This is a genomic window from Streptomyces sp. NPDC093071, from assembly GCF_044754545.1.
Lineage (GTDB): Bacteria > Actinomycetota > Actinomycetes > Streptomycetales > Streptomycetaceae > Streptomyces.
Genome location: NZ_JBIVPH010000004.1, coordinates 478,634 through 502,477 on the forward strand (window position 1 = coordinate 478,634; position 23,844 = coordinate 502,477).

Below are 23,844 nucleotides of genomic sequence, written 5' to 3' on the forward strand. Positions count from 1 at the left end.
TCACAGCTTCATCAGGCTTGCGTCGTCGACCGAGGCCGAGTGGCGGGCACGGAAGACGGACACGATGATCGCGAGCCCGACGACGACCTCCGCGGCGGCGACGACCATCGTGAAGAAGGCGACGATCTGCCCGTCGAGGTTGCCGTGCATCCGGGAGAAGGTGACGAACGCGAGGTTGCAGGCGTTGAGCATCAGCTCCACGCACATGAAGACCACGATCGCGTTGCGCCGGATCAGCACCCCGGCCGCGCCGATGGTGAACAGCAGGGCGGACAGGTACAGGTAGTTGACGGGATTCACCGGTTGGCCTCCTCTTCGTCCCGGCCCCGGCCGAACGCGGCGCGGTCGCGCGCGTCCCGGTCCCGGCCGAGCCTCTCCTCAGAGCGCTGCTCCAGGGCCTTGAGGTCGGCCATGGCCTCGGTGGACACGTCCCGGATCTGGCCCCGCTTGCGCAGGGTCCCCATGACGGTGAGCTCCGCCGGGGTGCCGTCGGGCAGCAGGCCCGCGACGTCCACGGCGTTGTGCCGGGCGTAGACGCCGGGCGCGGGCAGCGGCGGCACGTGCTTCCCCTCCCGGACGCGCTGCTCGGCGAGCTCGCGCTGGGTGCGGGCGCGTTCGGTGCGCTCGCGGTGGGTGAGGACCATCGCGCCGACGGAGGCGGTGATGAGGAGCGCGCCGGTGATCTCGAAGGCGAAGACGTACTTGGTGAAGATGAGGGCGGCGAGGCCCTCGACGTTTCCGCCGCGCGCGGCGTTGGCGGCGCCGAGGCCGGCGAACTCGGTGATCGAGGCGTTCCCGATGCCGGCGCAGAGCAGGACGCCGAAGCCGAGGCCGCAGGCGGCGGCCCACCAGCGCTGGCCCTTGAGGGTCTCCTTCAGGGAGTCCGCGGCCGTGACGCCGACCAGCATGACCACGAAGAGGAAGAGCATCATGATCGCGCCGGTGTAGACGACGATCTGGACGACGCCGAGGAAGTACGCGCCGTTGGCCAGGTAGAAGACCGCCAGGACGATCATGGTTCCGGCGAGGCAGAGCGCCGAGTGGACGGCCCTGCGCATCAGGATCGTGCACAGCGCGCCGACGACGGCGACGGTGCCGAGCACCCAGAACTGGACGGCCTCGCCGGTGGAGGTCGCGTACGCCGCGAGGTGCGCGCTCACGCGTCCACCTCCTCGTCGGCGCCGTCCTCGGCGTCGTCCTTCTCCCCCTTGGACACGGCTGCCTGACGGACCGTGCCGGGGGCCGCCGCGGTGACGAGGCCCCGGTAGTAGTCCTGCTCGGTCATGCCCGGGAAGATCGCGTGCGGGGTGTCGACCATCTCCTCCTCCAGGCCCGCGAGGAGCTGCTCCTTGGTGTAGATCAGGTTCGCGCGGGAGGAGTCGGCCAGCTCGAACTCGTTGGTCATCGTCAGCGCGCGCGTGGGGCAGGCCTCGATGCACAGCCCGCACAGGATGCAGCGGGCGTAGTTGATCTGGTAGACGCGGCCGTAGCGCTCGCCGGGCGAGTAGCGCTCCTCGTCCGTGTTGTCCGCGCCCTCCACGTAGATGGCGTCGGCCGGACAGGCCCAGGCGCACAGCTCGCAGCCGACGCACTTCTCCAGGCCGTCGGGGTGACGGTTGAGCTGGTGCCGGCCGTGGAAGCGGGGCGCCGTCGTCTTCTGCTGCTCCGGGTACTGCTCGGTCAGCCGCTTCTTGAACATGGCCTTGAAGGTCACGCCGAAGCCGGCCACCGGATTCTGGAAGTCAGACACCGTCCGTCTCCTTTCCATCACTCGCAGTAGCAGTATCGGGGGCGCCACTGACAACGAGGTCCCGGTCGTGCCGGGACCTGCGCCGGGGCACGGGCGGCAGGGACTGTCCGGGCTTGGGCGGTACGGGGAAGCCTCCGGCCATCGGGTCGAAGTCCCGGTCCTCCTCGGGCGCGGGCGCCGCCGCCTTCGCCCTCCGGTCGCGGAAGAGGTCGACCACGAAGGAGAGCAGGAGCAGGGCGAGCACGGCCCCGGCCACGTACAGGACGATGTTGGTGAACGCGATGTTCTCGTTGCGCAGCGCCCGGACGGTGGCGACCAGCATCAGCCAGACCACGGAGACCGGGATGAGGACCTTCCAGCCGAGCTTCATCAGCTGGTCGTAGCGGACGCGGGGCAGGGTGCCGCGCAGCCAGATGAAGAAGAACAGCAGCAGCTGCACCTTGATCACGAACCAGAGCATCGGCCACCAGCCGTGGTTCGCGCCCTCCCAGAAGGTGGAGACCGGGTACGGGGCCCGCCAGCCGCCCAGGAAGAGGGTCACCGTCACGGCCGAGACCGTCACCATGTTCACGTACTCGGCGAGCATGAACAGCGCGAACTTGATGGACGAGTACTCGGTGTTGAAGCCGCCGACGAGGTCGCCCTCGGACTCCGGCATGTCGAAGGGGGCCCGGTTGGTCTCGCCGACCATCGTGATCACGTAGATGATGAACGAGACCGGCAGCAGGATCACGAACCAGCGGTCCGCCTGCGCCTCGACGATCGCCGACGTCGACATCGACCCGGAGTAGAGGAAGACGGAGGCGAAGGCCGCGCCCATGGCGATCTCGTAGGAGATCATCTGCGCGCAGGAGCGCAGGCCGCCCAGGAGCGGGTACGTGGAGCCGGAGGACCAGCCGGCGAGGACGATGCCGTAGATGCCGACGGAGGCGACCGCGAGGACGTACAGCATCGCGATCGGCAGGTCGGTGAGCTGCATCGTGGTGCGGTGGCCGAAGATCGAGACCTCGTTGCCCGCCGGGCCGAAGGGGATCACGGCGATCGCCATGAAGGCGGGGATCGCGGCGACGATCGGGGCGAGGACGTAGACGACCTTGTCGGCCTTCTTGACGATCACGTCCTCCTTGAGCATCAGCTTGACGCCGTCCGCGAGGGACTGGAGGAGGCCCCAGGGGCCGTGCCGGTTGGGGCCGACGCGCAGCTGCATCCAGGCGACGACCTTGCGCTCCCACACGATGGAGAAGAGCACCGTCACCATCAGGAAGGCGAAGCAGAAGACGGCCTTGACCGCGACGAGCCACCAGGGGTCCGTGCCGAACATGGACAGGTCTTCAGCGGCGAGCGGCACGCTCATGCCTGCACCTCCGTGACGTCGGCGGGGCGCGGGGCCACCGGGCCGATGCGGACCAGGTCGCCCGGGCGGGCGCCGGTGTCGGAGAGGACGCCGCGCCCGGTCGAGTTCAGCGGGAGCCAGACGACGCGGTCGGGCATCTCGGTGACCAGGAGCGGGAGGGCGACAGAGCCGGCCGGCCCGGTGACCTCCAGGACGTCGCCGTCCTTGACGCCGGTGTCGGCGGCGGTGGCGGCGGAGAGCCGGGCGACGGCCGCGTGCCGGGTGCCGGCGAGGGCCGTGTCGCCCTCCTGGAGGCGTCCGAGGTCGAGCAGCAGCCGGTGCCCGGCGAGGACGGCCTCGCCGTCGCCGGTGCGGGGGGCGGGCCGGCCGGGCTCGGTGGGCTCGGTGGCCCGCTCGTGGGTCCAGCCGCCGAGCCGGTCCAGCTCCCGCCGTACGGACACGAGGTCGGGCAGGGCCAGGTGGACGTCGAGGGCGTCGGCCAGCATGTGCAGGACGCGGGTGTCGGTCGGGGCGAGCGGCCGGGTCATCTGCTCCGGCTTGAGCGCGGCCTCGAACATCCGGGCCCTGCCCTCCCAGTTGAGGAAGGTGCCGGACTTCTCGGCGACGGCCGCGACCGGCAGGACGACGTCGGCGCGGTCGGTGACCTCGCCGGGCCGCAGCTCCAGGGAGACCACGAAGGCCGCGTCGAGCGCCTCGCGCGCGCGTGCCGGGTCCGGCAGGTCGGCGACCTCGACGCCGCCGACGAGCAGGGCGGCGAGTTCGCCGGTGGCGGCGGCCTCGACGATCTGGCCGGTGTCGCGGCCGTAGCGGGCGGGGAGTTCGCGGACGCCCCAGGCGGCGGCGACCTCCTCACGCGCGCGGGGGTGGGTCGCGGGCCGGCCGCCGGGCAGGAGCCCCGGGAGGGCGCCCGCCTCGACGGCGCCGCGTTCGCCGGAGCGGCGCGGGATCCAGACGAGCCGGGCGCCGGTGGCGGTGGCGGCGCGCAGGGCGGCGGTGAGCGCGCCGGGCACGCCCGCGAGGCGCTCGCCGACGGCGAGGACGGCGCCCTCCTGGCGGAGGGCCTCGGCGGCGGCGAGCCCGTCGCCGGTGAGGCCGACCCGGGAGGTGAGGGCGTCGAGCCACTCGGTCTCGGTGCCGGGGGCGGCGGGCAGCAGGGTGCCGCCGGCCTTCTCCAGGCCCCGGGTGGCGAACGCGGCGACGGCGTAGGTCCGCTGGCCGTGCTTGCGCCAGGCCTTGCGCAGCCGCAGGAAGACGCCGGGGGCCTCCTCCTCGGACTCCAGGCCGACGAGGAGCACGGCCGGGGCGGCTTCGAGCGAGGTGTACGTGACGCCCGACCCGTCCAGGTCGCGGCCGCGTCCGGCGACGGCGGAGGCCAGGAAGTCGGCCTCCTCGCCGGAGTGGACCCGGGCCCGGAAGTCGACGTCGTTGGTGTCGAGGGCGACCCGGGCGAACTTGGCGTACGCGTAGGAGTCCTCGACGGTCAGCCTGCCTCCGGCCAGGACGCCGGTGCGGCCGCGGACGAGGCCGCGGGCGGCGGCCTCCAGGGCCTCGGGCCAGGAGGCGGGCTCCAGCTCACCGGTCGCGGCGTTCCGCACCAGCGGGGTGGTGAGCCGGTCGCGCGCTTGCGCGTACCGGAAGCCGAAGCGGCCCTTGTCGCAGATCCACTCCTCGTTGACCTCCGGGTCCTCGGCGGCGAGCCGCCGCATGACCTTGCCGCGCCGGTGGTCGGTGCGGGTGGCGCAGCCGCCGGAGCACTGCTCGCACACCGACGGCGAGGAGACCAGGTCGAAGGGGCGGGAGCGGAAGCGGTAGGCGGCGGAGGTGAGGGCGCCGACCGGGCAGATCTGGATGGTGTTGCCGGAGAAGTACGACTCGAAGGGGTCGCCCTCGCCGGTGCCGACCTGCTGGAGCGCGCCGCGCTCGATCAGCTCGATCATCGGGTCGCCCGCGACCTGGTTGGAGAAGCGGGTGCAGCGGGCGCAGAGCACGCAGCGCTCGCGGTCGAGGAGGACCTGCGTGGAGATCGGGATCGGCTTCTCGTAGGTGCGCTTGACGCCTTCGAAGCGGGACTCGGCCTGTCCGTGGGACATGGCCTGGTTCTGCAGGGGGCACTCGCCGCCCTTGTCGCAGACGGGGCAGTCCAGCGGGTGGTTGACGAGCAGCAGCTCCATCACGCCGTGCTGGGCCTTCTCGGCGACGGGGCTGGTGAGCTGCGACTTCACCACCATGCCGTCGGTGCACGTGATGGTGCAGGAGGCCATGGGCTTGCGCTGGCCCTCGACCTCGACGATGCACTGGCGGCAGGCGCCGGCGGGGTCGAGGAGCGGGTGGTCGCAGAAGCGCGGGATCTCGATGCCGAGCTGTTCGGCGGCGCGGATGACCAGGGTCCCCTTGGGGACGGAGACCTCGATGCCGTCGATGGTCAGCGTGACGAGGTCCTCCGGCGGCACGGCCGGGCCGCCGCCGCCCGCCGGACCCGACTCGGTGACGGTCATGCGGTCACCTCCTTGTGGTTGTCCGCCCAGGCGGTCGACTTGGCCGGGTCGAAGGGGCAGCCCTTGCCCGTGATGTGCTGCTCGTACTCCTCGCGGAAGTACTTCAGGGAGGAGAAGATCGGCGAGGCGGCGCCGTCGCCGAGGGCGCAGAACGACTTGCCGTTGATGTTGTCGGCGATGTCGTTGAGCTTGTCGAGGTCGGACGGCTGCCCCTTGCCGGCCTCGATGTCGCGCAGGAGCTGGACGAGCCAGTACGTGCCCTCGCGGCAGGGGGTGCACTTGCCGCAGGACTCGTGGGCGTAGAACTCGGTCCAGCGGGTGACGGCCCGGACCACGCAGGTGGTCTCGTCGAAGCACTGGAGCGCCTTGGTGCCGAGCATGGAGCCGGCGGCGCCGACGCCCTCGTAGTCGAGGGGCACGTCGAGGTGCTCGTCGGTGAACATCGGGGTGGAGGAGCCGCCGGGGGTCCAGAACTTGAGGCGGTGGCCGGGGCGCATCCCGCCGCTCATGTCGAGGAGCTGGCGCAGGGTGATGCCGAGCGGGGCCTCGTACTGGCCGGGCGTGGCGACGTGCCCGGAGAGCGAGTACAGCGTGAAGCCCGGGGACTTCTCGCTGCCCATGGAGGTGAACCAGTCCTTGCCCTTGTTGAGGATCGCGGGAACGGACGCGATGGACTCGACGTTGTTCACCACGGTGGGGCAGGCGTACAGACCGGCGACGGCGGGGAAGGGGGGCCGCAGCCGGGGCTGGCCGCGGCGGCCTTCGAGCGAGTCGAGGAGCGCGGTCTCCTCGCCGCAGATGTACGCGCCGGCACCGGCGTGCACGGTGAGTTCGAGGTCCAGTCCGCTGCCGAGGACGTTCCGGCCGAGGTAGCCGGCGGCGTAGGCCTCGCGGACGGCCTCGTGGAGGCGGCGCAGGACGGGGACGACCTCGCCGCGCAGGTAGATGAAGGCGTGGCTGGAGCGGATCGCGTAACAGGCGATCACGATGCCCTCGATGAGCGAGTGCGGGTTGGCGAAGAGGAGCGGGATGTCCTTGCAGGTGCCGGGCTCGGACTCGTCGGCGTTGACGACGAGGTAGTGCGGCTTGCCGTCGCCCTGCGGGATGAACTGCCACTTCATGCCGGTGGGGAAGCCGGCGCCGCCGCGGCCGCGGAGGCCGGACTCCTTGACGTACGCGATGAGGTCGTCGGGGCTCATCGCGAGGGCCTTGCGGAGGCCCCGGTAGCCCTCGTGGCGCTCGTAGGTCTCCAGGGTCCAGGAGTCGGGCTGGTCCCAGAAGGCCGAGAGGACGGGGGCGAGGAGCTTCTCGGGGCTGCTGTTGTTGATCTCGGCTGCCAAGGTCATCACTTCCCCTCCTGTCCGGAGGTCTCGTCCCGTCCGGCGTCCTCGACCTGCCCGGAGGAGCTCCGGCCCGGGGGGTTCTGGCCGGGGGACTCGCCGCGCGGGTGGACGATGCGGTGGTGCGGCTGCTCGCCCTTGGCCAGGCGCAGGCCGACGAGGGAGGCGGGGCCCGCGCCGCCGGTGGCCTCGACGGCGCCGGGGCGCTCGTCGGGGAAGCCGGCGAGGATGCGGGCGGTCTCCTTGAAGGTGCAGAGCGGGGCGCCGCGGGTGGGTTCGACGGTCCGGCCGGCCCGCAGGTCGTCCACCATCTTCTTGGCGGACTCGGGGGTCTGGTTGTCGAAGAACTCCCAGTTGACCATCACGACGGGGGCGAAGTCGCAGGCCGCGTTGCACTCGATGTGTTCGAGGGTGACCTTGCCGTCCTCGGTGGTCTCGTTGTTCCCGACGCCGAGGTGTTCCTTGAGCTCGTCGAAGATGGCGTCGCCGCCCATGACCGCGCAGAGGGTGTTGGTGCAGACGCCGACCTGGTAGTCGCCGGAGGGCTTGCGCCGGTACATGGTGTAGAAGGTGGCGACGGCGGTGACCTCGGCGGTGGTGAGCCCGAGGACGTCGGCGCAGAACGCCATGCCGGTGCGGGTGACGTGGCCCTCCTCCGACTGCACGAGGTGCAGCATCGGCAGGAGCGCGGAGCGGGAGTCCGGGTAGCGGGCGACGATGGCCCGCGCGTCCTCCTCCAGGCGGGCGCGGACGTCCGCCGGGTAGCCGGGGGCGGGGAGCTGGGGCATACCCAGGCTGATCTGCTCGGTCATCGGTCGACGCCTCCCATCACGGGGTCGATGGAGGCGACGGCGACGATGACGTCGGCGACCTGGCCGCCCTCGCACATCGCCGCCATGGCCTGGAGATTGGTGAAGGACGGGTCGCGGAAGTGGACCCGGTAGGGGCGGGTGCCGCCGTCGGAGACGACGTGCGCGCCGAGCTCGCCCTTGGGGGACTCGACGGCCGCGTAGGCCTGGCCGGGCGGGACCCGGAAGCCCTCGGTGACCAGCTTGAAGTGGTGGATCAGGGCCTCCATGGAGGTGCCCATGATCTTCTTGATGTGTTCGAGGGAGTTGCCGAGGCCGTCGGTGCCGAGGGCGAGCTGCGCGGGCCAGGCGATCTTCTTGTCGGCGACCATCACCTCGCCGGGCTCCAGGCGGTCGAGGCACTGCTCGACGATCCGCAGGGACTGGCGCATCTCCTCCAGGCGGATCAGGAACCGCCCGTAGGAGTCGCAGGTGTCGGCGGTGGGGACCTCGAAGTCGTAGTTCTCGTAGCCGCAGTACGGGTCGGTCTTGCGCAGGTCGTGCGGGAGGCCCGCCGAGCGCAGGATCGGTCCGGTGGCGCCGAGCGCCATGCAGCCGGTGAGGTCGAGGTAGCCGACGTCCTGCATCCGGGCCTTGAAGATGGGGTTGCCGGTGGCGAGCTTGTCGTACTCCGGCAGGTTCTTCTTCATGGTCTTCACGAACTCGCGGACGGCGTCGACGGCGCCGGGCGGGAGGTCCTGGGCGAGGCCGCCGGGGCGGATGTACGCGTGGTTCATGCGCAGGCCGGTGATCAGCTCGTACAGGTCCAGGATCATCTCGCGGTCCCGGAAGCCGTAGATCATGATCGTGGTGGCGCCGAGCTCCATGCCGCCGGTGGCGATGCAGACCAGGTGCGAGGAGAGCCGGTTGAGCTCCATGAGCAGGACGCGGACGACGCTGGCGCGGTCCGGGATCTGGTCGGTGATGCCGAGGAGCTTCTCCACGCCGAGGCAGTACGCCGTCTCGTTGTAGAACGAGGTGAGGTAGTCCATGCGCGTGACGAAGGTGGTGCCCTGCGTCCAGGTCCGGTATTCGAGGTTCTTCTCGATGCCGGTGTGGAGGTAGCCGATGCCGCAGCGGGCCTCGGTGACGGTCTCGCCGTCGATCTCCAGGATGAGGCGGAGCACTCCGTGGGTGGACGGGTGCTGGGGGCCCATGTTGACGACGATCCGCTCGTCGTCGGCCTTGGCGGCGGACCGGACGACCTCGTCCCAGTCGCCGCCGGTCACCGTGTAGACGGAGCCTTCGGTCGTCTCGCGGGGAGACGCGTGGGGAGTGGTCACGAGTACGACCTCCGCTGGTCCGGAGCCGGGATCTGGGCGCCCTTGTACTCGACGGCGATGCCGCCGAGGGGGTAGTCCTTGCGCTGCGGGTGGCCCTGCCAGTCGTCCGGCATCATGATCCGGGTGAGGGCGGGGTGGCCGTCGAAGACGATGCCGAAGAAGTCGTACGTCTCGCGCTCGTGCCAGTCGTTCGTCGGGTAGACGGCGACGAGGGAGGGGATCCTGCGGTCGGTGTCCGGGGCCGAGACCTCCAGGCGGATCATCCGGCCGTGGGTCAGCGAGCGCAGGTGGTAGACGGCGTGCAGCTCGCGACCCTTGTCGTGCGGGTAGTGGACGCCGGAGACGCCGGTACAGAGCTCGAAGCGGAGCGCCGGGTCGTCGCGCAGGGTGCGGGCCACGCGGACGAGGTGCTCGCGCTCGATGTGGAAGGTGAGCTCGTCGCGGTCGACGACCGTCTTCTCGATGGCGTTCGAGGGGAGGAGGCCCTGCTCCTCCAGGGCGCCCTCCAGTTCGTCGGCGACCTCGTCGAACCAGCCGCCGTAGGGGCGGGCGGCCGGGCCGGGGAGCCGGACCGAGCGGACGAGGCCGCCGTAGCCGGAGGTGTCGGCGCCGCTCTGGGCGCCGAACATGCCGCGCTGGACGCGGACCTCCTCCCCGTGGTCCCCGCGCTGGCCCGGCAGGTTCTGCGCGCTCAGCTCCTTCTCGGGGTTGGGTGTCTCGTCACTCACCGGAGCAGGCCCTTCAATTCGATGGTCGGCAGTGCCTTGAGCGCCGCCTCCTCCGCCTCGCGCGCCGCCTCCTCGGCGTTCACGCCGAGCTTGGAGGTCTGGATCTTCTGGTGGAGCTTGAGGATCGCGTCGATCAGCATCTCCGGGCGCGGCGGGCAGCCGGGCAGGTAGATGTCGACCGGGACGATGTGGTCGACGCCCTGGACGATCGCGTAGTTGTTGAACATGCCGCCCGAGGAGGCGCAGACGCCCATGGAGATGACCCACTTGGGGTTGGGCATCTGGTCGTAGACCTGCCGCAGGACGGGCGCCATCTTCTGGCTGACCCGGCCGGCCACGATCATCAGGTCGGCCTGGCGCGGCGAGCCGCGGAAGACCTCCATGCCGAAGCGGGCCAGGTCGTACCGGCCGGCTCCGGTGGTCATCATCTCGATGGCGCAGCAGGCGAGGCCGAAGGTCGCGGGGAAGACGGACGCCTTGCGCACCCAGCCCGCGGCCTGTTCGACCGTCGTCAGCAGAAAGCCGCTCGGGAGTTTCTCTTCGAGTCCCATGAGTGTGCCTCTCAGCCCCTCAGTCCCATTCCAGGCCGCCGCGCCGCCACACGTAGGCGTAGGCGACGAAGACGGTGAGCACGAAGAGCAGCATCTCCACGAGCCCGAAAAGCCCCAGGGCGTCGAAGGTGACGGCCCAGGGGTAGAGGAAGACGATCTCGATGTCGAAGACGATGAAGAGCATCGCCGTCAGGTAGTACTTGATCGGGAAGCGGCCGCCTCCGGCGGGCGTGGGTGTCGGCTCGATGCCGCACTCGTACGCCTCGAGTTTCGCCCTGTTGTACCGCTTTGGCCCGATGAGCGTGGCCATGACCACGGAGAAGATCGCAAACCCCGCACCCAGGGCACCGAGCACGAGGACGGGCGCGTACGCATTCACGCTCCTCGCTCCTTCCAGTCGTCCTTGACCGTTGGACCGCACCGCCGCGCCGTGAAAGATCGCCCCCATGTGAGGCAGTTCACAAGCCCGGCTGCCCCGCATCTTATGCCTGCCCCTCTGTGATCTGCGACACGGGGTGCAGCACGTAGTTTGTGATCTCCACCACCTGACGAAGGATCATGAAGTCGGATGAGCGGTGATCTTGTTGCGCGAAGCGCCCAGGTGATCACCAGATGTGACATCCGTACCGGAAATCGCTGCTCGGAGGGGGTGTCGCACTATCAAGTGTTGGCACCTACAGGCAAATTGGCGGTGGATGCGAGGAGGGTGATAAAGGACCCGCCCGTCGCCCGGTCGGGGGGTCGCGCGTACGGAGGTGGACACGTGCGCGTTTTCACGAACTCCCCTGTGAGCTGCGTCACATGGCGAAGGGGCGGAAAGAAGAGGGCTTGGCCAAGGGTGTCAAGAGGTGGTAAGCGTCGGGCAATTCGGGCGTTTCAATGAAAACCAGTGATCAAGGCCCGGATGACCCATGCCCGATTTGCCCGTTACGGCGTCAATAAAGGTGCCATGGAAGCGGATTCACAGGTTCCGAACGTAACTGTGGCGCAACCCACGTTTCTTGAACGGAACCGTCAAGCCCTGATAGCGGTTGTTCCCATGTCCCACACCGCTCACATACCCAGCCACCGGAAGCCCCGCCGCAGCGCTTCGAAGCTCGCGCTCCGGGCCGGAGTTGCCGGTGGCGTCCTCGGCACCATCGCGGTGGCCGGTGCTGCCGGGCCGGCGAATGCCGAGCCGGTGACCGAGACCATCGAAATGCCCACCCTGGGCTCGCTCGCCGCCGGGTCGAACCTCGCGAGCGCGGTCGCCGCCTCCGCCGAGGCGTCCCAGCAGGAGGCCCTCGACCAGAGCCTCCAGACCCTGGAGCAGGCCGCCCTCAAGAAGGCCTCCCAGGACGCCAAGAAGGCCAAGGCCGAGGCAGACCGCAAGGCTGCGGCCGAGCGCGCCGAGAAGGCCCGCCTGAAGGCCGAGAAGGAGCGCGAGGAGGCCGAGGAGGCCGCCGAGCGCGCCTCCCGCACCAGCACGCGCACCCAGCTCGCCACGAACTCCTCGTCGAACGACGGCGGCTCGTCCTCGTCCTCTTCCTCGTCGTCCTCCGACAGCGGCTCCTCCGCCTCGGACAGCGGCAGCCGGACGCAGGCCCCCACCGGCTCCGCCGCCTCGATCGTGGCCTTCGCCCGCGCCCAGGTCGGCGACGCCTACGTCAGCGGCGGCACCGGCCCCAACTCGTGGGACTGCTCCGGCCTCGTCCAGGCCGCCTACCGCGCGGCCGGCATCGACCTGCCCCGCATCTCGTACCAGCAGTCGAGCATGGGCAGCTCCGTCTCCCTGGGCGACCTCCAGCCGGGCGACATCCTGTACTGGGGCAGCCGCAGCGGCTCGTACCACGTCGCCATCTATGTCGGCGGCGGCAAGTACGTCGGCGCGCAGAACTCCTCCACCGGCGTCGTCGAGCGCTCCCTGGACTGGGACCCGCCGTCGGGCGCCGTGCGCATCCTCTGAGCACTCCCGCGCGGACGCTCACACGCGCGAAGGGCCGTCACTCCTCGGGGGAGTGACGGCCCTTCGCCGTGCGCGGGTGCCGGTCGCCGGTCAGGCCTTCGGGGCCACCTTCGACAGGCCGTTGATGATGCGGTCCATCGCGTCGCCGCCCGTCGGGTCGGTGAGGTTCGCCAGCATCTTCAGGGTGAACTTCATCAGGAGCGGGTGGGTCAGACCGCGCTGGGTCGCGATCTTCATGACCTTCGGGTTGCCGATGAGCTTCACGAAGGCGCGGCCGAGCGTGTAGTAGCCGCCGTAGGTGTCCTTGAGGACCTGCGGGTAGTTCCGCAGGGCCAGTTCGCGCTGGGCCGGGGTCGCGCGGGCGTGCGCCTGGACGATGACGTCGGCCGCGATCTGGCCGGACTCCATGGCGTACGCGATGCCCTCGCCGTTGAACGGGTTGACCAGGCCGCCCGCGTCGCCGACCAGCAGCAGGCCCTTGGTGTAGTGCGGCTGGCGGTTGAAGGCCATCGGCAGGGCGGCACCCCGGATGGTGGTCGTCATGTTCTCCGGGACGAAGCCCCAGTCCTCCGGCATCGAGGCGCACCAGGCCTTGAGCACCTCGCGCCAGTCCAGCTCCTTGAACGCGGAGGAGGAGTCGAGGATGCCGAGGCCGACGTTCGAGGTGCCGTCGCCCATGCCGAAGATCCAGCCGTAGCCCGGCAGCAGCCGGTCCTGCGGGCCGCGCCGGTCCCACAGCTCCAGCCAGGACTCCAGGTAGTCGTCCTCGTGCCGGGGGGTGGTGAAGTACGTGCGGACCGCGACGCCCATCGGCCGGTCGTCGCGCCGGTGCAGGCCCATCGCGAGGGAGATCCGGCTGGAGTTGCCGTCGGCGGCGACGACCAGCGGGGCGTGGAAGGTGACCTCGCGCTTCTCCTCCCCCAGCTTGGCGTGGACGCCGGTGATCCGGCCCGTGCGGTCGTCGAGGATCGGGGCGCCCACGTTGCAGCGCTCGTACAGGCGGGCGCCGGCCTTCTGCGCCTGCCGGGCCAGCTGCTCGTCGAAGTCGTCGCGCTTGCGGACGAGTCCGTAGTCCGGGTACGAGGCCAGCTCCGGCCAGTCCAGCTCCAGGCGGACGCCGCCGCCGATGATCCGCAGGCCCTTGTTCCGCAGCCAGCCGGCCTCTTCGGAGATGTCGATGCCCATGGCGACGAGCTGCTTGGTGGCGCGGGGGGTGAGGCCGTCGCCGCAGACCTTCTCGCGCGGGAACGCGGTCTTCTCCAGGAGGAGGACGTCCAGGCCCGCCTTCGCCAGGTAGTAGGCGGTGGTCGAGCCGGCCGGGCCCGCTCCGACGACGATCACATCTGCGCTGTGCTCGGAGAGGGGCTGCTCGGTCACGGCGGGTCTCCCTAAGGGGTCGAGGGAAGGATGGGGGGAAGTCTAGGCGCGGGGTGGAAGGGCGGCGGGGGTTACGGCTTGAAGCCCCGGTGCAGGGCCACGATGCCGCCCGACAGGTTCCGCCAGGCGACCTTCGACCAGCCGGCCTTCCGGAGCAGGCCCGCCAGGGTCGGCTGGTCCGGCCAGGACTGGATGGACTCGGCCAGGTACACGTACGCGTCGGGGTTGGAGGAGACCGCGCGGGCCACCGGCGGCAGCGCGCGCATCAGGTACTCCTCGTACACCGTGCGGAACGGCTTCCAGGTCGGGTGCGAGAACTCGCAGATGACGACCCGGCCGCCGGGCTTCGTCACCCGGTACAGCTCGCGCAGCGCCTGCTCGGTGTCCTGGATGTTCCGCAGCCCGAAGGAGATCGTGACGGCGTCGAACACGTCGTCGCGGAAGGGAAGTGCCGTCCCGTCGCCCGCCGTGAACGGCATCCACGGGTGGTTCTTCTTGCCGACCCGCAGCATCCCGAGGGAGAAGTCGCACGGGACGACGTACGCGCCCGCCCGCGCGAAGGGCTGCGAGGAGGTGGCCGTGCCGGCGGCCAGGTCGAGGATCTTCTGCGCCGGGCGGGCGTCGACCGCCTTCGCGACCTCCTTGCGCCAGCGGCGGTCCTGGCCCAGCGAGAGCACGTCGTTGGTGAGGTCGTAGTTGGCCGCCACGTCGTCGAACATCGACGCGACTTCGTGCGGCTGCTTGTCCAGGGTGGCGCGGGTCACGGGCGTTCGGCCTCGCAGAATCGGCGACGGGCGGGCGGTCCCATTGTCTCAGGGCCCCTCCCGCCCCGGTCGGCAGGGCGCGCTCGACGGCGCCGGGCGCGCCGGGCGCTCAGCGGGCCCGGTGGACCAGCCGCCCGCCGAGCACGGTGGCGACGCAGGTCGACGCGCCGAGGCGGACCAGGGCCGCCCGGTCGGGGACGTCGAAGACGGCGAAGCGGGCCGGGCCGCCCGGGACCGGCGCGGGCAGCAGCACCAGCGGGACCGGCGAGAACGACGGGGGCCCGGGGAGCCGCTCCGGGCGGCGGCCGACGGCGAGCCCGGCCCGGCGCACGGCGTCCGCGGCCGCCCGGCCGCGCAGCTCGCCCGCGACCGCGACCGTCCCGTGGGCCAGGAGCCGCTGCACGCCCCGGCGCGCGGAGGCGCCGCGCCGCGCGGGGTCGGCCCGGAAGATCCGCTGCGCCCGCTCCCCGGTGATCGGCTCGGTGCCGAACCCCTCGGCCTCCCGGGGGTCCGGGTGGTACATGCCTTCGAGCAGCTCGGGCCCGTACGGGTTGAGCAGGCCCGGGGTGAGGATGCCGGGCCAGCGCCGCACCCGCGCCCCGGGGCGGACGGCGACCAGGTCCTCGTACGGCCCGACCGCGGCGACGAGGGCTCCGTCGACCAGGACGGCGCTCTCGGGCGTCGCCTCGGCGACGTGGATCGTCAGCACCGTCCCCCTCAGTTCGCGTCGAGGAGCTTCAGCTCCGGGTGGGCCGTGCCGCCCTCGATCGCGACGGACGAGATGTGCGAGGCGACGCGCTCGTCGACGGGGTCGTTCGCCGGGTCGTCGTGGACGACCAGGTGCTCGTACGTGGTGGCGCGCTGCGCCGGGACCCGGCCCGCCTTGCGGATCAGGTCGATGATCTCCAGGCGGTTGGAGCGGTGCTTGGCACCGGCGGAGGAGACGACGTTCTCCTCCAGCATGATCGAGCCGAGGTCGTCGGCGCCGTAGTGCAGGGAGAGCTGGCCGACCTCCTTGCCGGTGGTCAGCCAGGAGCCCTGGATGTGCGCGACGTTGTCGAGGAACAGCCGGGCGATGGCGATCATGCGCAGGTACTCGAAGAGCGTGGCCTGCGTGCGGCCCTTGAGGTGGTTGTTCTCGGGCTGGTACGTGTACGGGATGAAGGCCCGGAAGCCGCCCGACCGGTCCTGCGTGTCGCGGATCATGCGCAGGTGCTCGATGCGCTCGGCGTTGGTCTCGCCGGTGCCCATGAGCATGGTGGAGGTGGACTCCACGCCGAGGCCGTGGGCGATCTCCATGATCTCCAGCCAGCGCTCGCCGGACTCCTTCAGGGGCGCGATGGCCTTGCGGGGGCGCTCGGGCAGCAGCTCGGCGCCCGCGCCGGCGAAGGAGTCGAGGCCGGCGGCGTGGATGCGGCCGATGGCCTCCTCGACGGAGACGCCGGAGATGCGGGCCATGTGCTCGATCTCGGAGGCGCCCAGGGAGTGGATGACCAGCTGCGGGAACGCGGCCTTGATCGCGGCGAAGTGCTTCTCGTAGTACTCGACGCCGTAGTCCGGGTGGTGGCCGCCCTGGAACATGATCTGGGTGCCGCCGAGCTCCACGGTCTCCGCGCAGCGGCGCAGGATGTCGTCGAGGTCCCGGGTCCAGCCCTTCTTGGTGTCCTTCGGGGCGGCGTAGAAGGCGCAGAACCGGCACGCCGTCACGCAGACGTTCGTGTAGTTGATGTTCCGCTCGATGATGTACGTCGCGATGTGCTCGGTCCCCGCGTACCGGCGGCGGCGCACGGCGTCGGCGGCGGCGCCCAGCGCGTGCAGGGGCGCCGAGCGGTAGAGGTCGAGCGCCTCCTCGGGGGTGATCCGGCCGCCCGCGGCGGCGCGGTCCAGAACGGACTGCAGTTCGGCCTTCTCGGTCACCGGGTTCGTCCCTTTCGGAGGGGTACTGACAGACCGAACCAGCGTACGCCAGGGGCCCCGGCCGCCTCCGTCGGGGAGCGGCCGCGCGGTCGCCGCCCTATTCCGGTGAATTTCCGGCATCGGGGATCCCGGCGCGGTTCTCCGGCGTCCCGGTCGGTGAACGCGCGGGAAACCGTCCTCCCCTTTCGGGCGTCCACATTCCGTCCGGCCGTTCGCGGGCGTCTCCGGAATGGGCCCGGGGACGCCCCGGAATTACGTTCGTGTGAATTTCCGGGCGCCCGTTCCGGGACCGTGCGGTCAGCCGCGCGGGGGTGCCAGGAGTTCGACCGCGACGTCCGCGGGAAAACCGGTCGTGGGGCCGGTGCGGCGGGCGAACTCGCGGGCGCCCGCGAGCTGTTCGGGTCCGAAGCGGAAGTCGAGGGTGCGGAAGTACCGCTCCAGGAGTTCGGCGTCGAAGGCCTCCCAGCGGGCCGCCTGCTCGGCGACCTTGGTGACCTCTTCCAGGGAGAGGTCGCGGGAGGCGAGGAAGGCCTGGTGGACCTCGTGGACGGTCTCCGGCTCGCGCGCCAGGTAGTCCTTGCGGGCCGCCCACACGGCGAAGACGAACGGGAGGCCCGTCCACTCCTTCCACATCAGCCCCAGGTCGTGGACCTGGAGGCCGAGCCGGGGCGCGTCGTGCAGCGAGGCCCGGAGCGCGGCGTCGCCGATGAGGACGGCCGCCTCGGCCTCCTGCATCATCAGGCCGAGGTCCGGCGGGCAGGTGTAGTAGTCGGGCGACACGCCGTACCGCTCGGCCAGGAGCAGCTGGGCGAGGCGGACGGAGGTGCGGGAGGTGGAGCCGAGCGCCACGCGGGCGCCGTCGAGCTCCTCCAGGGGCCGCTGGGACACGATCACGCAGGACATCACGGGTCCGTCGCAGCCGACGGCGATGTCCGGGAGGGCGACCAGGTCGTCCGCGTTGCGGAGGTACTCGACGAGGGTGACGGGGCCGATGTCCAGGTCGCCCCGGACGAGCCGCTCGCTGAGCTTCTCCGGGGTGTCCTTGGTGAGCTCCAGGTCCAGGAGCGTCCCGGTGCGCGCCAGGCCCCAGTAGAGGGGGAGGCAGTTCAGGAACTGGATGTGTCCGACGCGGGGCCGGCTGCGGTGCTCGTCGGTTGCTTTGTCCACATCGTGAGGCTAGACCCGTCTCACGGAGCGGGCATCGCCGGGGCACGCGCGTCAGCGCGGGAGGGACGTTCAAACACTCGGGTGACGTGATCTTTCCCTCTACCCTCACGAGCGTTCTGCGTGCTACGCTCAACGCAAGTTGCAGTTTGGTTTCCCTTGCAGTACAGAGCCTGCGGAGCATGTGACCCGCAGGCTTTTGTAGTTTTCAGACTTGTTTGCAGGTTCTGGAGCAGGGCAACCCTTTGGCCCAAGGAGGGCTTATGGCTACCGGAACCGTCAAGTGGTTCAACGCTGAAAAGGGCTTCGGCTTCATCGCCCAGGACGGCGGCGGCCCGGATGTCTTCGTCCACTACTCCGCGATCAACGCGAACGGCTTCCGTTCGCTCGAGGAGAACCAGGTCGTGACCTTCGACGTCACGCAGGGCCCGAAGGGCCCGCAGGCGGAGAACGTCTCCCCGGCCTAAGGTGCCCGGGTCGGCGATCGCCTACCACTAGAGCAGTACCCAAGGAGCCCCGCTCCGTGCCTCGCGGCACGAGCGGGGCTCCTGCCTTTCAGCAGGTGGGGATCACGGTCCCGTTGTTGTCACGGGCCTCGTCGTTGCCCCAGCGGGACAGGTAGTAGGCGGAGACATGGGCGTTCCGCCCGCTCTTCCCCGCGTACACGGTGTCGAGGTCGGTCCGCAGCCACCAGTGGTTGTAGTTGCCGGAGGCGTCGCGGATCTCCTGGCCCCAGACCTTGCAGTAGACGTAGTTCGTGCCGGCGTTCAGCACGCCCTGGGCGTCGCCCGTGTTGGCCTGGGCGTAGCCGGTGGCGTGGGCGAAGGTGTCGACCCAGTACTTGCCGCCCCCGCCGGAGCAGCCGTTGTCGCTGGTCAGGTGCCTGGAGCCGTAGGAGCCGGGGTAGGGCGCGAGAGAGGCGCCGTTGATCGTGATGGGCTGGCCGACGCCGTTGTAGAGCTGCTCGTAGTGGATGTGGGCGCCGGAGCTGTTGCCGGTGGAGCCGGTGGTGCCGATCTGCTGGCCCTGGGAGACGGCGGCGCCGTGGGCGACCGAGTAGGCGTTGAGGTGGAAGTAGTACGTCTTCCAGCCGCCGCCGTGCTCGATCACGACGTAGTTCCCGGCGCCGGACGGCTGGGAGTAGCGGTAGGCGGTGCCGGACGCCGAGGCGAGGACCGGGGCCCCGGCGGTGCCGCCGCCGTCGGAGCGGACGAAGTCGAGGGCCTGGCGGACCTCGGCCGAGTGGTGGCTGTAGGTCCACTTCTGGCCGCAGGCGAAGGGGGCCTTGAAGAGCGGCGCGGCCTGGGCGGGGGTCGTGGTGACGAGCGCGGTGAGCAGGCCCGCGACGAGCGCGAGGAGGGTGCCGAGGGGGGTGATCCGTGCACGCATGTGTCCTCCGGTACGGGGGGTGGGGATCGGTGGGACAGGGGTCGACGCGCGTTGAACGGACCACAGCGTGCCGGAAGACCGCGCGACGCAGTAGACCGCGAACACCACACCCGGAGCGGGCCGGTTACGTAGTCTGGACACATGACCGAACGCAAGCCTCCCGGTGTGAGTTTCGAGTCGTTCGTGGACAAGCAGATCCGCGAGGCCGCGGAGCGGGGTGAGTTCCGGAGCCTGCCGGGCTTCGGGAAGCCGCTCCCCGACGACTCGGCGCCGTACGACGAGCTGTGGTGGATCAAGGGCAAGATGCACCGCGAGGGCGCGTCCGTGCTGCCGCCCTCGCTGGCCCTGCGCAAGGAGGCCGAGGACGCGGAGGCGGCGGTGGCGGAGGCCGTCTCGGAGAGCCGGGTGCGGCGGACCCTCGGCGAGGTCAACACGAAGATCGCCGAGGCCCTGCTGCGGCCGCCGGCCGGGCCGCCGCTGAACCTGCGGCCGTTCGACGTGGAGGCGATGGTGGAGCGGTGGCGGGCGGGGCGTTCCTGATCCCGGCCCCTCGTGGGAAGGATTCCGCATGAACGGCGCCGGTCTGCTGGTCGACTCGTTCGGCCGGGTGCGCGAGGCCGTCCACGGGGCCGTGGAGGGCCTCTCGGAGGACGAGCTGGCCGCCCGGATCGATCCGGAGGCGAACTCGATCGCCTGGCTCGTCTGGCACCTCACCCGCATCCAGGACGACCACCTGGCGGACGCCTTCGGCACGGAGCAGCTGTGGACCGCCGGGGGCTGGGCGGACCGCTTCGGCCTCCCCTTCCCGGAGGAGGCGACCGGGTACGGCCAGACCAGCGCCCGGTCGGGCCGGGTCCGGGCCCCGGCGGACCTCCTCCTCGGCTACCACGACGCCGTGCACGACCGGACGGCGGAGCTGGTCGGGGCGGTGACGGACGCGGACCTGGACCGGGTCGTCGACACCGCCTGGGACCCCCCGGTCACCCTCGGCGTCCGCCTGGTCTCGGTGATCGCGGACGACCTCCAGCACGCGGGACAGGCGGCGTACGTGCGGGGGGTGGTGGAACGGGGGCGGTGAGGGGCGGCGGCCCCGCGCGTACAACCCCTTCCCGGGTTCGGACGTCTGAGAGGGCGGCACGCACGCGCACGCGTGCCGCTCCGTCTTCCGGAGGGAAGAACATGTCCGCTGCCCCTGTCCGGCGCGCGCTCGTCGCCGCGATCACCACGGCCCTCGCCGTCGCCCTCACCGCCACCGCCACGGCGGCACCGGCGGCGGCCCCTGCACGGGGACCGGAGGGGTCCCGGGCCCCGGCCGCCTCCCGTGTGCCCGTGAAGACCGAGGTCATCGGTTCGGGCCCGAGCGGTTTCCTCGGCTCGACCGAGCACTACGACTCCGAGGGCATGTACGGCTACGAGTACCGCTGGTACCGGCCGGACGGCACCTCGACCCTGCTCTCCGAGGCGTACGCGGCGGGGCCCGCGCTGCCCAACGCCCTCGTCTCCGACATCGTGCCCACGGCCGACACGTACGACTACCAGGTGATCCGGCTGCACGACATGTCCGCGCCCGCCGGTACGGCCCCGGTCGTCATCGACCTGCGCACGCTGGGACCCGGCCACAGGTTCGTGGGCGCGTACGGCTCCACGCTCCTCGTCGAGGCGGGGCCCGTGAACGGCCCGAAGGAACTCCACCTGGTCTCGAAGAACGGCGCCGGGCTCTCCGACGTGAAGGTCACCGGCGTTCCCGCCGACCTCGGCAGGGTGGTCGAGGCGAAGGGCACGCCCGGCACCGCCCTCGTCACCCACAACCCGGTCGGATCCTCCTGGGACAGGACCGCCCTGGTCGTGATCGACCTGGCGTCGGGCGCGGTGACCCGCGCCGACGCGCCCCTGACCGGCGACCAGCCCGTCGCCGCCTCCGCCGAGCGGCTCGTCCGCTGGCAGGGCCCGGACCTCGTCGTGACCGACCGGGCCACCGGCAGGGACGTCACGACCTCCGTGGGCGGACACGGCAGGCTGCTCGGCCTGTTCGGGGACTGGGTGGCCTACGGCAGGGCCACCGCCACCGGCGGGGGCACGGCCGGCGACGCGCTGCTGCCGCTCACCGTCCGCTCGCTCGCCGACGGGCGTACGGTCACGCTGCTCGACCGCGCGTCGAGCGTGGTGAACGGTCCGGACGGCACCCTCCTGGTCCGGGGCGGGACGGTCGGGAAGGGCGAGGGCGTCTACCGGGTGGCCCCCGGCCCGGACGGCGTCCCGGCCGCCGAGCTCGTCGCCTCCACCGGCGAGTCGACCGCGCTGACGTTCACGGGGACGGGCGTCGGGTCCGTCGTCGACCTCGACCTCATGAACAACCGGGCCCGCCTGGGCTGGGAGCTGTCGCACGGCCACTTCGCGTACACCGTGGAGCTGATCCACAAGCAGAGCCGGCAGCGGTACCGCTACACGTTCGAGGACCAGGGCTCCAGCCGCTTCGACTTCCTCTGGCGCGGGAACTTCGCGTACGCGGAGGGCGAGCCGGGCAGGGCCGCGTACAACGGCGACTACACCTGGGAGCTGACCGCGAAGCCGCACAACGGCATCGGGCCGGATCTGCGCGTCACCGGGGACTTCGAGGCCGTCCGCACGCCCAAGCTCCACGACTTCAACGACAACGGCTCGCCCGACCTCCTCTTCCGCGACAGGTCGGGGAACCTGCGCCGCGTCGACACCGTCTACGACGCGTGGAAGAGCAGGGTCGTGCCGCCGGACAGCCCCGAGTACGTCGGCGCCGGCTGGCAGGGGTACCGGCAGATCGAGTCCGTCGGTGACGTCGCCGGGACGACCGCGCCCGACGTGATCGGCGTCGACTCCGGCGGCGTGCTGTGGCTGCACCCCGGCACGGGAGAGGAGCGGAACACGCTCGGCGCCCGGGTGAGGATCGGCGGCGGCTGGCAGGTCTACGACCGGCTCGCGGGCGGCAGCGACCTGACCGGCGACGGCCGCGCCGACCTGGTCGCCGTCGACAAGGCGGGCGACCTGTACCTCTACAAGGGCACGGGAAGCACCGCCGCTCCCTTCGCGCCCCGCAAGAAGATCGGCTTCGGCTGGGGGATCTACAACCAGCTCACCGCCGTCGGGAACATCGCGGGCGCCGCCGCCGGAGACCTCGTCGCCCGCGACAAGGACGGCGTCCTCTGGCTCTACCTCGGCAAGGGCGACGGCACCTACGCCGCCCGCACCAGGATCGGCGCCGGCTGGAACCAGTACACCCACCTCGTCGGAATCGGTGACGCCACCATGGACGGCCGCGCCGACCTGTACGCCTTCGGTCCGGACAACACCTCGTACGTCTACCGGGGCACCGGCAGTTGGAAGACCCCCTTCCAGACGCGCGTCCCCACCGACGTCCTGGTCACCGGCACCACGGGGGCGGACGTCACCCACGTGTCCTGAGAAGGGATGATGCCGTCCCGCCCGCCGGGAGGGCGGAGGGACGGGGGCGGGGCGGGGAGGAGGGACAGGTGGCGGGGCGGGCAACACCCGTACAACCATGCGCACTTCCCACGGGTCTCACCCACGACGGCGCGGCACCGCCGCACCGAAGCTTCCGGAGTTCCCGGAGCTCCCCGAGAAGGGAACCCTTTGAGCCACGTTCGTACGCCCCGGCGCCGTCTCGCCGCTGTCGTCGTCGCCCTCCTCGCCGTCACCGGCGGCGGTCCGGCGGCCCCGGCCGCGTCGGCCGCCCCCTCCGGCCCCGCCCCGGCCGTCGTGAGCGCCGACCCCGCCGGGCCCCGGCTCGTGGAGCAGTCGATCCCCGGCACCGTGGGCTTCGGGGGGAAGGACGCCGCCGTGGAACTGGTGTGGCGCTTCGACGCCCCCGCGTCGGTGGAGATCGAGCTGACCCACACCGCCTCCGGGAAGCGGAAGACGGACACCGTCCACACCCCGGACGACGGGCGTGCCGTCATGCGGTGGATCGGTGTCTTCGACGATTTCACGGCCGCGTACAACGGCGGGTACACCTGGCGGCTGACCGCGGCGCCCCGCGGCACCACCGGCCCGTCGACAGAGCGGACGGGCACGTTCGAGGTCGACAGCGGGCGGGCGCCGCACGGCTTCTCGGACAGCGGCTCCCCCGACTTCCTGGTCCGGGCGGAGGGCTTCCTGTACGTGTTCGACGGCCGCAAGGCGCTCGAGTTCGGCCACACGGGCGCGCCGGTCGGAACGAACGCCGGGCCCGGCTGGGACGCCTACGACCGGATCGTCGCCCCCGGCGACGTCGGCGGCGAGCGGTTCTCCGACCTGGTCGCCCGGGACAAGACCGGCACGCTCTGGGTCTACCCGGGCACGGGCACCGCCGCCTCCCCCTTCGCGCAGCGCGTCAGGGTCGGCGGCGGCTGGCAGGTCTACGCCGAGGTCACCGGCGGCAGCGACCTCGACGGCGACGGCCGTCCCGACCTGGTCGCCGCGGACAAGGCCGGCGGCCTCTGGTTCTACAAGGGCACGGGGAACGTCGCCGCGCCCTTCGCGCCCCGCAGGAAGACCGGTTACGGCTGGGGCATCTACGACAAGCTCGTCGCCACCGGGAACCTCGGCGGTGCCGCCGCCGGTGACCTCGTCGCCCGCGACAGGAACGGCGTCCTCTGGCTCTACCTCGGCAAGGGCGACGGCACCTTCGCGCCCCGCGCGAGGATCGGCGCCGGCTGGAACGCCTACAACGAGATCGTCGCCATCGGCGACACCGACCGGGACGGCCGCCCCGACCTCATCGCCAACGGACGCACGGGCCACGTCGACAGCCGCCTCGCCCTCTACCGGGGCACCGGCGGCTGGAGGGCCCCCTTCGCCCCGCGCGCCCGGGCCTCCATGCTGCTGCCCGTCTCCGGGTGGTACACCCAGCTGTTCTGACGGATCCGTCTCCTCACCCTTTCTCTCCCCTCAGGAAGGCACGACCACC

Annotated in this window: 23 protein-coding genes; 6 read left to right on the plus strand and 17 right to left on the minus strand. The window is 71.4% G+C overall.

Annotation, left to right across the window (positions count from 1 at the left end):
- From nuoK to ACIQD7_RS19175, 11 genes are read right to left on the minus strand one after another with little or no spacing between them, the layout of a single operon-like run.
- Window positions 1-300 carry an NADH-quinone oxidoreductase subunit NuoK gene (gene nuoK, locus ACIQD7_RS19125; RefSeq protein ID WP_030208826.1) on the minus strand — a complete coding sequence of 100 codons (300 nt, stop codon included), beginning with the start codon at window positions 298-300 and terminating at the stop codon, window positions 1-3.
- Window positions 297-1,160, minus strand: a complete 864-nt coding sequence (locus ACIQD7_RS19130; protein ID WP_402442866.1) for an NADH-quinone oxidoreductase subunit J — start codon at window positions 1,158-1,160, stop codon at window positions 297-299. Before ACIQD7_RS19130 ends, nuoK begins: the two co-directional genes overlap by 4 nt.
- Window positions 1,157-1,768, minus strand: coding sequence for an NADH-quinone oxidoreductase subunit NuoI (gene nuoI / locus ACIQD7_RS19135; protein ID WP_402442868.1), 612 nt, complete (start codon window positions 1,766-1,768; stop codon window positions 1,157-1,159). The genes ACIQD7_RS19130 and nuoI overlap by 4 nt, the downstream gene beginning before the upstream one ends.
- Entirely contained in the window at window positions 1,743-3,104 is a 1,362-nt protein-coding gene (gene nuoH, locus ACIQD7_RS19140; protein WP_402442870.1) for an NADH-quinone oxidoreductase subunit NuoH, read from the minus strand. The genes nuoI and nuoH overlap by 26 nt, the downstream gene beginning before the upstream one ends.
- Window positions 3,101-5,599, minus strand: coding sequence for an NADH-quinone oxidoreductase subunit G (locus ACIQD7_RS19145; RefSeq protein ID WP_402442872.1), 2,499 nt, complete (start codon window positions 5,597-5,599; stop codon window positions 3,101-3,103). The genes nuoH and ACIQD7_RS19145 overlap by 4 nt, the downstream gene beginning before the upstream one ends.
- A complete protein-coding gene (gene nuoF / locus ACIQD7_RS19150) occupies window positions 5,596-6,948 on the minus strand; it encodes an NADH-quinone oxidoreductase subunit NuoF (protein ID WP_205613948.1) in 1,353 nt (450 codons plus the stop codon). Before nuoF ends, ACIQD7_RS19145 begins: the two co-directional genes overlap by 4 nt.
- Entirely contained in the window at window positions 6,945-7,727 is a 783-nt protein-coding gene (gene nuoE / locus ACIQD7_RS19155) for an NADH-quinone oxidoreductase subunit NuoE (protein WP_402443290.1), read from the minus strand. The genes nuoF and nuoE overlap by 4 nt, the downstream gene beginning before the upstream one ends.
- Before the next feature lie 20 nt (window positions 7,728-7,747).
- Window positions 7,748-9,070 (minus strand): NADH-quinone oxidoreductase subunit D, encoded by a 1,323-nt coding sequence (locus ACIQD7_RS19160; RefSeq protein WP_121833341.1) that lies wholly within the window; start codon window positions 9,068-9,070, stop codon window positions 7,748-7,750.
- Window positions 9,067-9,798 carry an NADH-quinone oxidoreductase subunit C gene (locus tag ACIQD7_RS19165; RefSeq protein WP_161373819.1) on the minus strand — a complete coding sequence of 244 codons (732 nt, stop codon included), beginning with the start codon at window positions 9,796-9,798 and terminating at the stop codon, window positions 9,067-9,069. Before ACIQD7_RS19165 ends, ACIQD7_RS19160 begins: the two co-directional genes overlap by 4 nt.
- The gene (locus ACIQD7_RS19170; protein ID WP_030208804.1) at window positions 9,795-10,349 is read right to left on the minus strand and encodes an NADH-quinone oxidoreductase subunit B family protein; all 555 of its coding nucleotides are present in this window, start codon (window positions 10,347-10,349) and stop codon (window positions 9,795-9,797) included. Before ACIQD7_RS19170 ends, ACIQD7_RS19165 begins: the two co-directional genes overlap by 4 nt.
- Window positions 10,350-10,368: 19 nt before the next feature.
- A complete protein-coding gene (locus tag ACIQD7_RS19175; RefSeq protein ID WP_019888619.1) occupies window positions 10,369-10,728 on the minus strand; it encodes an NADH-quinone oxidoreductase subunit A in 360 nt (119 codons plus the stop codon).
- Window positions 10,729-11,388: 660 nt separating this feature from the next.
- On the opposite strand from ACIQD7_RS19175, the gene ACIQD7_RS19180 reads away from it, so the two are divergent.
- The gene (locus ACIQD7_RS19180) at window positions 11,389-12,294 is read left to right on the plus strand and encodes a C40 family peptidase (RefSeq protein WP_402442874.1); all 906 of its coding nucleotides are present in this window, start codon (window positions 11,389-11,391) and stop codon (window positions 12,292-12,294) included.
- Between the two features lie 90 nt (window positions 12,295-12,384).
- On the opposite strand, the gene ACIQD7_RS19185 is transcribed toward ACIQD7_RS19180, so the two are convergent.
- The 5 genes from ACIQD7_RS19185 to ACIQD7_RS19205 form a co-directional block, all read right to left on the minus strand.
- Entirely contained in the window at window positions 12,385-13,671 is a 1,287-nt protein-coding gene (locus ACIQD7_RS19185; RefSeq protein ID WP_121833338.1) for a geranylgeranyl reductase family protein, read from the minus strand.
- A 71-nt stretch (window positions 13,672-13,742) separates the two neighbouring features.
- The gene (locus ACIQD7_RS19190; RefSeq protein ID WP_121833337.1) at window positions 13,743-14,435 is read right to left on the minus strand and encodes a demethylmenaquinone methyltransferase; all 693 of its coding nucleotides are present in this window, start codon (window positions 14,433-14,435) and stop codon (window positions 13,743-13,745) included.
- 109 nt (window positions 14,436-14,544) lie between these two features.
- On the minus strand, window positions 14,545-15,144 hold the full coding sequence (locus tag ACIQD7_RS19195) for a hypothetical protein (RefSeq protein WP_383401755.1): 600 nt from the start codon (window positions 15,142-15,144) through the stop codon (window positions 14,545-14,547).
- An 8-nt stretch (window positions 15,145-15,152) separates the two neighbouring features.
- Window positions 15,153-16,352, minus strand: coding sequence for a cyclic dehypoxanthinyl futalosine synthase (mqnC, locus tag ACIQD7_RS19200; protein ID WP_121831008.1), 1,200 nt, complete (start codon window positions 16,350-16,352; stop codon window positions 15,153-15,155).
- A 297-nt stretch (window positions 16,353-16,649) separates the two neighbouring features.
- Complete coding sequence (locus tag ACIQD7_RS19205; protein ID WP_121831009.1) at window positions 16,650-17,519, minus strand: menaquinone biosynthetic enzyme MqnA/MqnD family protein; 870 nt, start codon at window positions 17,517-17,519, stop codon at window positions 16,650-16,652.
- Window positions 17,520-17,779: 260 nt separating this feature from the next.
- On the opposite strand from ACIQD7_RS19205, the gene ACIQD7_RS19210 reads away from it, so the two are divergent.
- Complete coding sequence (locus ACIQD7_RS19210) at window positions 17,780-17,983, plus strand: cold-shock protein (protein ID WP_041130679.1); 204 nt, start codon at window positions 17,780-17,782, stop codon at window positions 17,981-17,983.
- Window positions 17,984-18,071: 88 nt separating this feature from the next.
- Here the strand turns inward: ACIQD7_RS19210 and ACIQD7_RS19215 are convergent, their stop codons facing one another.
- Entirely contained in the window at window positions 18,072-18,905 is an 834-nt protein-coding gene (locus ACIQD7_RS19215) for a M23 family metallopeptidase (protein ID WP_402442878.1), read from the minus strand.
- Between the two features lie 141 nt (window positions 18,906-19,046).
- Between ACIQD7_RS19215 and ACIQD7_RS19220 the strand changes: the two genes are divergently transcribed.
- The 4 genes from ACIQD7_RS19220 to ACIQD7_RS19235 all read left to right on the plus strand — a co-directional run bounded on the left by ACIQD7_RS19220 (window position 19,047) and on the right by ACIQD7_RS19235 (window position 23,795).
- A complete protein-coding gene (locus ACIQD7_RS19220) occupies window positions 19,047-19,445 on the plus strand; it encodes a DUF1992 domain-containing protein (RefSeq protein ID WP_402442879.1) in 399 nt (132 codons plus the stop codon).
- A gap of 28 nt (window positions 19,446-19,473) precedes the next feature.
- Window positions 19,474-19,983 (plus strand): DUF664 domain-containing protein, encoded by a 510-nt coding sequence (locus tag ACIQD7_RS19225; protein ID WP_402442881.1) that lies wholly within the window; start codon window positions 19,474-19,476, stop codon window positions 19,981-19,983.
- A gap of 101 nt (window positions 19,984-20,084) precedes the next feature.
- Complete coding sequence (locus ACIQD7_RS19230) at window positions 20,085-22,340, plus strand: VCBS repeat-containing protein (protein ID WP_402442883.1); 2,256 nt, start codon at window positions 20,085-20,087, stop codon at window positions 22,338-22,340.
- 189 nt (window positions 22,341-22,529) lie between these two features.
- Window positions 22,530-23,795, plus strand: a complete 1,266-nt coding sequence (locus tag ACIQD7_RS19235) for an FG-GAP repeat domain-containing protein (RefSeq protein WP_402442885.1) — start codon at window positions 22,530-22,532, stop codon at window positions 23,793-23,795.
- The last annotated feature ends 49 nt before the right edge of the window (window positions 23,796-23,844 follow it).

Coding starts and splice junctions, on each gene's coding strand:
- nuoI (WP_402442868.1), bottom strand. CDS start 1,768: ATGGAAAGGAGACGGACGGTGTCTGACTTCCAGAATCCGGTGGCCGGC.
- nuoH (WP_402442870.1), bottom strand. CDS start 3,104: ATGAGCGTGCCGCTCGCCGCTGAAGACCTGTCCATGTTCGGCACGGAC.
- ACIQD7_RS19145 (WP_402442872.1), bottom strand. CDS start 5,599: ATGACCGTCACCGAGTCGGGTCCGGCGGGCGGCGGCGGCCCGGCCGTG.
- nuoE (WP_402443290.1), bottom strand. CDS start 7,727: ATGCCCCAGCTCCCCGCCCCCGGCTACCCGGCGGACGTCCGCGCCCGC.
- ACIQD7_RS19170 (WP_030208804.1), bottom strand. CDS start 10,349: ATGGGACTCGAAGAGAAACTCCCGAGCGGCTTTCTGCTGACGACGGTC.
- ACIQD7_RS19180 (WP_402442874.1), top strand. CDS start 11,389: ATGTCCCACACCGCTCACATACCCAGCCACCGGAAGCCCCGCCGCAGC.
- ACIQD7_RS19210 (WP_041130679.1), top strand. CDS start 17,780: ATGGCTACCGGAACCGTCAAGTGGTTCAACGCTGAAAAGGGCTTCGGC.
- ACIQD7_RS19215 (WP_402442878.1), bottom strand. CDS start 18,905: ATGCGTGCACGGATCACCCCCCTCGGCACCCTCCTCGCGCTCGTCGCG.
- ACIQD7_RS19220 (WP_402442879.1), top strand. CDS start 19,047: ATGACCGAACGCAAGCCTCCCGGTGTGAGTTTCGAGTCGTTCGTGGAC.
- ACIQD7_RS19225 (WP_402442881.1), top strand. CDS start 19,474: ATGAACGGCGCCGGTCTGCTGGTCGACTCGTTCGGCCGGGTGCGCGAG.
- ACIQD7_RS19230 (WP_402442883.1), top strand. CDS start 20,085: ATGTCCGCTGCCCCTGTCCGGCGCGCGCTCGTCGCCGCGATCACCACG.